General features: G+C 52.8%; 10 protein-coding genes. 3 read left to right on the forward strand and 7 right to left on the reverse strand.

Annotated features, from left to right (window positions below; all coding sequences use genetic code 11):
- Positions 1–10 precede the first annotated feature (10 nt).
- Positions 11–763 carry a class E sortase gene (locus tag HMPREF2958_RS04185; RefSeq protein ID WP_070696883.1) on the reverse strand — a complete coding sequence of 251 codons (753 nt, stop codon included), beginning with the start codon at positions 761–763 and terminating at the stop codon, positions 11–13.
- Positions 764–920: 157 nt separating this feature from the next.
- Here HMPREF2958_RS04185 and HMPREF2958_RS04190 point away from each other — a divergent pair, with 157 nt between their 5' ends.
- Both HMPREF2958_RS04190 and HMPREF2958_RS04195 read left to right on the forward strand, forming a co-directional pair.
- Positions 921–1262, forward strand: coding sequence for a cell division protein CrgA (locus tag HMPREF2958_RS04190; RefSeq protein ID WP_013398184.1), 342 nt, complete (start codon positions 921–923; stop codon positions 1260–1262).
- A gap of 9 nt (positions 1263–1271) precedes the next feature.
- Complete coding sequence (locus tag HMPREF2958_RS04195; protein ID WP_070696885.1) at positions 1272–1481, forward strand: long-chain fatty acid--CoA ligase; 210 nt, start codon at positions 1272–1274, stop codon at positions 1479–1481.
- Positions 1482–1556: 75 nt separating this feature from the next.
- On the opposite strand, the gene HMPREF2958_RS04200 is transcribed toward HMPREF2958_RS04195, so the two are convergent.
- Complete coding sequence (locus HMPREF2958_RS04200) at positions 1557–2636, reverse strand: hypothetical protein (RefSeq protein ID WP_070696886.1); 1080 nt, start codon at positions 2634–2636, stop codon at positions 1557–1559.
- Positions 2633–3550: a LysR family transcriptional regulator ArgP gene (locus HMPREF2958_RS04205; protein ID WP_070696888.1), complete on the reverse strand. Its 918-nt coding sequence runs from the start codon at positions 3548–3550 to the stop codon at positions 2633–2635. The genes HMPREF2958_RS04200 and HMPREF2958_RS04205 overlap by 4 nt, the downstream gene beginning before the upstream one ends.
- A 189-nt stretch (positions 3551–3739) precedes the next feature.
- On the opposite strand from HMPREF2958_RS04205, the gene HMPREF2958_RS04210 reads away from it, so the two are divergent.
- On the forward strand, positions 3740–4060 hold the full coding sequence (locus tag HMPREF2958_RS04210) for a hypothetical protein (RefSeq protein ID WP_070696891.1): 321 nt from the start codon (positions 3740–3742) through the stop codon (positions 4058–4060).
- A gap of 8 nt (positions 4061–4068) precedes the next feature.
- Here the strand turns inward: HMPREF2958_RS04210 and HMPREF2958_RS11055 are convergent, their stop codons facing one another.
- The 4 genes from HMPREF2958_RS11055 to HMPREF2958_RS04225 form a co-directional block, all read right to left on the reverse strand.
- Positions 4069–4362 (reverse strand): hypothetical protein, encoded by a 294-nt coding sequence (locus HMPREF2958_RS11055; protein WP_070696893.1) that lies wholly within the window; start codon positions 4360–4362, stop codon positions 4069–4071.
- 75 nt (positions 4363–4437) lie between these two features.
- Positions 4438–4572, reverse strand: a complete 135-nt coding sequence (locus tag HMPREF2958_RS11210) for a hypothetical protein (RefSeq protein ID WP_256370916.1) — start codon at positions 4570–4572, stop codon at positions 4438–4440.
- Positions 4573–4644: 72 nt separating this feature from the next.
- Positions 4645–5205, reverse strand: a complete 561-nt coding sequence (locus tag HMPREF2958_RS04220; protein ID WP_070696895.1) for a hypothetical protein — start codon at positions 5203–5205, stop codon at positions 4645–4647.
- Between the two features lie 187 nt (positions 5206–5392).
- The gene (locus HMPREF2958_RS04225) at positions 5393–5830 is read right to left on the reverse strand and encodes a putative immunity protein (protein ID WP_070554989.1); all 438 of its coding nucleotides are present in this window, start codon (positions 5828–5830) and stop codon (positions 5393–5395) included.
- Between the last annotated feature and the right edge of the window lie 274 nt (positions 5831–6104).

The following is a 6104-nucleotide window of genomic DNA, read 5'->3' on the forward strand; positions in this document are numbered from 1 at the left end:
TCCTCTCGGGTTAGGCAGGGTTCTGGACTGCTTGGGCGATTTCCGCAGGCGCGCCGGCAGAGTTAGGCTGCCAGGATTCAAAACGGGCGTGCACAATATAACGTTCTGTGTCACCGTAACGCGGGTGGCAGGTCGTGAGCGTCATAATGCGCTCCGTGGGCTCTTGCCCGGGTTTGCTCGGAACCGGCTCGATCACCTCAATATTGTCAGGCTGCACAATCACATGCTCATACACGGTGTAGGTGTAGTAGCCGTCTTTGGTACGCACATAAATGTGATCGCCCACCTGCAGCTTATCGATATAGTCGAGCACTGCACCGCGTGTCTGCCGGTGCCCTGCGAGCGCGAAATTGCCCACACCACCCGGCATGGCAGTTCCGTCGTAGTGTCCCAAACCGAGGGTATCGATCACGTCTGCGCTAGTACCCTGCGCGGTGGGGCGCTGGTAGTCTGCACCAAACCGGGGAATGTAGACAACCCCGAATCCTTTTCCGTGTTCGGGTTCGGCTTCAGGCTCCGGTGGATTTTGGGGATCCCACTGTTCGACTGGCGCGGCGGAGCTGAACTCGTGCGTCAGGGAATCGACGGCTTGGGACTGTGAACGGTTTGCGTCTATATTGGTCCACCAGAGCTGCCACACGACAAAGAGCAGCAGCACAAGACCAACGGTGATCAGAAGCTCACCCGTAATTTGGATGGTCCACCGCAGAATAGATTTATGAGGCTGAACTGCCTGATGCGCTTTCGCGGATGCATGCGCCATAGTTTTGGGTGTCCTCCATAGCGGGATGTTACCGTCCCAGTCATTACACTTTCTTTAATGACAACGCCGGTGAAAGGTGAAATCATCCCGCGAGTCTGCAAAGATAGTTTTTAACGTACTACATAAGGTTACCCATACATCTGAGGCGGAGGAAAATATGTCCCCTAAGTCGACTGCGAAAAAGTCGAAAAAGACTGCCAATACTAAGTCAAAGAAGTCACAAGACAAGAAATCGGCTAAGGCCGTTGAAGAAGATGCGAGCGAGCTCCGTCTGTTGGAGGTCGCTCGCGAGATGGAAACGAGCGGAACACAGAGAGAGGGTACTCCCCTGTGGTATCGAGTAGTGATGTTTTCGCTCGTTGCGCTGGGTATTCTCTGGATTATTGCGTATTACATTTTTGAGGGTCGACTTCCTGTGCCCGGTATTGGCATGTGGAATGTGACTATTGGCGTGGGTGCCATGATGGTGGGTATGGTCATGATGACTCGGTGGCGTTAGGTTAGGGCTATGTCCGAATCAGATGGGTCTCCTTCGCCTCAAGAATCTCAGGATGCCCCGCATAGCTCTACCTCCGATCCCATGCGGAGTACCGAGGATATTTCAAAACGTGCGGATATTCGTGCCGCCCGCGTGGAGACAAGGCTGCGCCGCTGGGCGTTGATCGGGTTTATCGTCGCTGCGGCGTTATTCTGGTTGGCATCTCTTTTCTTCCGTTAGATCACGATCGTCTCGCGTATGAGCGTGGCGGTGCCGTGTCCTGTATGGGATACGCCCGCCACGTTTTCTTTGCTTTTACTCGTTCTGGGGCTCCGCGACTAGCTCTTCGTGCAGGGGCCGCAGAATCCGCACGAGTATGATCATGACGATGAGCTCCACCATTGTCTGGGTCAGTACTGCGGGCTGCATGAGGTCGGCCTGTGGCACGCGTTGTTCTTTGAGCCGCTCCGAGAGCGCTAGTATGACTGGAAACATGACAAGAGCGTTGCGTGTGACGACCGAGAAGATAATCGCTTTGCGTCCTTTGAGTGTGAGCGGTTTTCGGTTTTTCACCGCGTACCGTGCCGTATACGGAAGTAAGAACCCGAGCATCCCCGCGCAGAGTGCGAAGATGAAGTAGAACGGCACCCAGTGAACAAGATGCTGGGGTGCTTCGCCGATGCGGCGTGCGTAGGCAGTGCACATGAGCATTAGGAGTACGCACATAATCCCCACCATATATGTCTCGCTGATATCTGAAATCGCCTTCGCGTATTTCGCAATCTTCGGCGTATGGTGAGCACGTTGTACAAGGTACGCCGCGAGCGCTGGAATCATAACCACCAGCAGGGCTGCGTATGCGCTGGCTGGGAGTGGAAAGATACTGCCAAGATCTTTATATGCAAATATTCCAATATAAGTATATATACTAGTCCAAATGGGAATTATGAGAATCTGAAGACCGAGTAGAAGCGGTGTTTTACGCAGCAGCAATGTGCTGTCGCCACCGGCGTAACGGGTAAAAACCACCACATAATCAATGCACGGTGCCAGCACCACGAGGGCTACCGCCAGGGCGATCACGGAACTGTCCCCTAAGAATGTGGGAAGCAAAATCATGACCAGCAGGGGTACCACAATAAAGTTGAGCGTTATCAGCCATAGGGTAAATCCGCGCGATGCGGCAGCGGGTACCCCGTTTCGTTCCCGTTCCTGGCCCCGACCGAAAGGAACTCCCATAAAGTTGGCAAAAAGCAGAACCGCCAGGGCATAAGGCACCAGAGCATCGCTCACCTCTGACACCTTAGGCGGGCACATCAGGGAGAGTACTACACCCACAGCCATTGAGGCGAGGTAGAGGGCGCTTTGATGCCGTTCGCCCCAGCTATCCGTCATGAATCCAAGAGCCCCTGATGAGCCGCATCAGCAACCCGACGGCTAACTTTTTCCAGAACGGGCGAGTTGATATTCCAGTGCTGCCAGTACAGTGGGAACTCCACGGGCTTCTGAGCAAGTTTCACAAGTGTTTGGGCGGCAAAATATTCGCTACACTGTGCCTCCGGCAGCAGACCCCACGCAATGCCCTCGTAGACCGCCTGCGCATAGTCCGGTGACGAAGGAATATAGAGCGTTGGGCTCTGCTCGAATTCGGCTCTGGGCAGTTTTAGGTCTTCCTCAATCAGAGCGCGGGCAGCATCCTGCACAAAGTCTTTACGATCGTATTCCACCACGGGTGCCCGGTTCAGGTCTTCACGGGTAGTCTTCGCTGGGAACCCCGGAAGGTAACGATCCACATACGCTGGCGATGCCACGCACCAGTAACGCGCCACGCCCAGGTAATCTACCGAGCATCCGGGGATTTTCCCGGGCTGTGAGGTTATGGCAGCCATAACTTCCCCGGTACGCAGAAGGGCTGAGGAATGAAATTCGCCTTCACGCCGCAGGTCGCAGAAAACTTCGTCCTCCTGAGCGAGCGTGCGTATGGCCTCCAAAAACCACGTTGCTAAAGAATCGGCGTTCAGGGCTATAGAGACTGTCTGGAATCCGCCCTCGCCCATGAGTTCTCGTTCCAGCTCAAGCTGCAGAAATTCACTTTGCCGGGCAATACGTAACACGCTCTGTCCAGAAGCCGTCGGAGTCACCGGGTTGGTGCGCTGCAGCAGGACTTTACCGGCCAGCTGTTCCATTGTTTTTACACGCTGTGATATTGCGGAGGGGCTAACCCCAAGAACGTCGGCAGCAGCATCGAAGGTGCCGTATTCGATGACCGTGACGAATGTTTTGAGGTGGTCGGTCGTAAAACGTGTCATAAGAACATCTTACGTACGTTGAAATAACTTAGCTAGGTTTAGGGGGTTTTCAGACCTTTGCGCCCTGCCCATGTTCTATTTGACGTACACCATTTTCACCTTGGATGCACACCTCTAAGATAAAAGCAATGGGACTATCCCCATCCAACGTGTCTACATTGTCATCTAACCACCCGAAGGATATCCTCCATGGTCAAGCCACCATTCATGGAAATTGCATGCCCCATTTGTTCCAAGCCCGTGAAGACTTTAGAACGTTATCCTCGCTCGCTCTGTCCCGAATGTTCTGCACGGGTGACTGACCGGTCTGGCCGCCCGGTTGTTTTCTACGATATACAGGTGCTGCCGACTCCCAATAGCTCGGGTGTAACGCTGCTTGGCGGATTTTACGGATATTACGCCAATACCGGGCTGCAAGAAACCTACTCCAGTTCAACCTGCTACGTTGATGGAATAACCTGCGAGGCAAAGAACGCCCGTTTTGGCGGCATTGTGATCGAGGCGCTATGAGCCTACCTTCACCTCTGGCTATGAGTCTGTACTCCCGGGTTCAGTGGCTTCTTCGCCTTCACCGTCTCCTTATCGGTAGAGGCAATGGGATCTGTACTATCTTCTTGCGCCGATGCGGACCACAGTTCATAGTTCTCCAGTGTCTCTTCGGCGCCCGTACCTGAAAATGGAGAGTATATATCTCGAATCATCAGGATTTTTCGCAGACGCAGCACCATCGGTTCTAAGAAGTCAAGCGTGTGCCGATCGTCGCTGCTGGTCATCGCCACAAAGCTCAGCCCAGAGAATACCGCAACGATCATCGTCACCTTAAGCATGACCGCGTTGTAGTTGACTTCAAGGTCTAAAATTTTCAGATGTTCGGGCTTGGTTCCTACTCACAGCTCGATGGTTTGGTCGGTAACCGCCACAGAAGCAAACCATGAGAAGAAACCGAACACCAGCAGAACGAAGAAAGCAGTTTGAATCAGCTGCCCCAAGATCGGGATTGCCAGCAGGTTCAGCCACTGCACAACCATCAGAGGGCGACGAACGATAATGTCGTGTTCGGCCTCTGTACTGTACTGTCTGCGGTGCCTCCATGCCTAGCGCTCATAGCTGTCAAGCATACCCGATACGAGAGACTCTGCTTGAAGTTCAGCGCCAAAGAATCGTGCGCACGCCTTCAAAATAAGTTCTGCGCCATAACGTTGGATCGTATAAACACCCAGCTCGTCGTACTCAGCCGCAAGTTCACGGGGTTTCGCTAAACCAGAGGTGATTTCTAGAAGCGAAGATTCTGCGCCGTCTTCGTCAAAAAGTAGGCTAAATCCGCTGTCATCACGCAGAAGCTGATGCAGTTTAGTGTCGGGCAGAGGCAAAAAGCCCAGCACGTCCTCGGGCTCATAGTAGATTACCTCAGCAAGGGTTGTTACATACCCCTGCGAGTCTTCTTCAGTAAGAACTGTATCTGTAAGTTCCAGATAGCTTTCTTCGTCCCGCAGAAGCTCCCGCGGCCACCACAGATGGATATACTCGGTGCACGCCAGCCATAGTTCCGCTAAAGGCAGCTTAACCTCGGCGGTGAGCGCCACCGTCCGGTATTTTGAGGTGTCCTCTCCCGTATACGGTTCCTGCTGTCGGTCTGAAAAAAGCGGGTACTCCATACATTCACTCTAACGCGAGAACAGGTATTCGTCGGTACTTGATACAGTAAACGTTCCAGAAACTCGTTCAGAAGAATGTGCAACGATTGGTATTAGTATTCCCGTCATGAAGCCTCAGGCACGCTATCACAGACCGGTAAAAAGGACTTCTCTGGCTTCCGAAATTCTACGTATGGGTATACGCTGCTTAGCGCGTGAAAACATAGCTGAAGAATCGAGCAGGAATATGTGCCCGTTGCCATTCGAGCTCTTCGGTCAGAGATTTTCCCGAAAGCACTTTGCGAGTATATCGCTCAATATTGCGTGCATGGGCACCCATATGGGCTATGGCAATCGCATGTCCGCAGGCTCTAGCTACGGCTTGTGCAGACGGGGTCTCACAGTCCCGGGCCGTAGCATGGCAGAGCAAAGCGTGCTGACGCATAGTTCCAACAGATAATGCACCGCGGTTGAACTCAGCGACCGCAGCAAGCCCCTGCCGAAGCCGAGGATCAGCAGGATATTGTTCCTCAAAAATGGGCAGTATCCGATACATACAATCTGCCGCCCAGACGATAAGTTCACGCCTCTCATCTATCGATAGCGTCAAATCCTTCGGGTCTGGGGCAGATTGTAAAGTCTCCATGCTCCTAAGATAACAAGAAAGCATATGCGCTCTCACAGATTTTCAACGCCCTGATGCGCCGATGATTATATTTCATAAGGTCTTCTTAGCCTTTAGAGTATTCACCAAAGCGCGCCATGAGAACACAGCAGAGCCGATAGCTCTCAAGGAGACAAATCAGTGGTTAAAACAAAAGAGACCCCTCACGGGGTCTCTTCCATACATATGGAATTAACTAACAAACCCTCAGGCTTGTTGTTTCAAAACTATACAGCGAACGCAAACACCACCAACA

This window comes from Rothia sp. HMSC036D11, from assembly GCF_001814205.1.
In the GTDB taxonomy this organism is placed as follows: domain Bacteria; phylum Actinomycetota; class Actinomycetes; order Actinomycetales; family Micrococcaceae; genus Rothia; species Rothia dentocariosa.

Bases quoted from the DNA above. Each gene is read 5' to 3' on its own strand.
- HMPREF2958_RS04185 (WP_070696883.1), bottom strand. From the start codon at position 763: ATGGCGCATGCATCCGCGAAAGCGCATCAGGCAGTTCAGCCTCATAAA.
- HMPREF2958_RS04190 (WP_013398184.1), top strand. From the start codon at position 921: ATGTCCCCTAAGTCGACTGCGAAAAAGTCGAAAAAGACTGCCAATACT.
- HMPREF2958_RS04195 (WP_070696885.1), top strand. From the start codon at position 1,272: ATGTCCGAATCAGATGGGTCTCCTTCGCCTCAAGAATCTCAGGATGCC.
- HMPREF2958_RS04200 (WP_070696886.1), bottom strand. From the start codon at position 2,636: ATGACGGATAGCTGGGGCGAACGGCATCAAAGCGCCCTCTACCTCGCC.
- HMPREF2958_RS04205 (WP_070696888.1), bottom strand. From the start codon at position 3,550: ATGACACGTTTTACGACCGACCACCTCAAAACATTCGTCACGGTCATC.
- HMPREF2958_RS04210 (WP_070696891.1), top strand. From the start codon at position 3,740: ATGGTCAAGCCACCATTCATGGAAATTGCATGCCCCATTTGTTCCAAG.
- HMPREF2958_RS11055 (WP_070696893.1), bottom strand. From the start codon at position 4,362: ATGATCGTTGCGGTATTCTCTGGGCTGAGCTTTGTGGCGATGACCAGC.
- HMPREF2958_RS04220 (WP_070696895.1), bottom strand. From the start codon at position 5,205: ATGGAGTACCCGCTTTTTTCAGACCGACAGCAGGAACCGTATACGGGA.
- HMPREF2958_RS04225 (WP_070554989.1), bottom strand. From the start codon at position 5,830: ATGGAGACTTTACAATCTGCCCCAGACCCGAAGGATTTGACGCTATCG.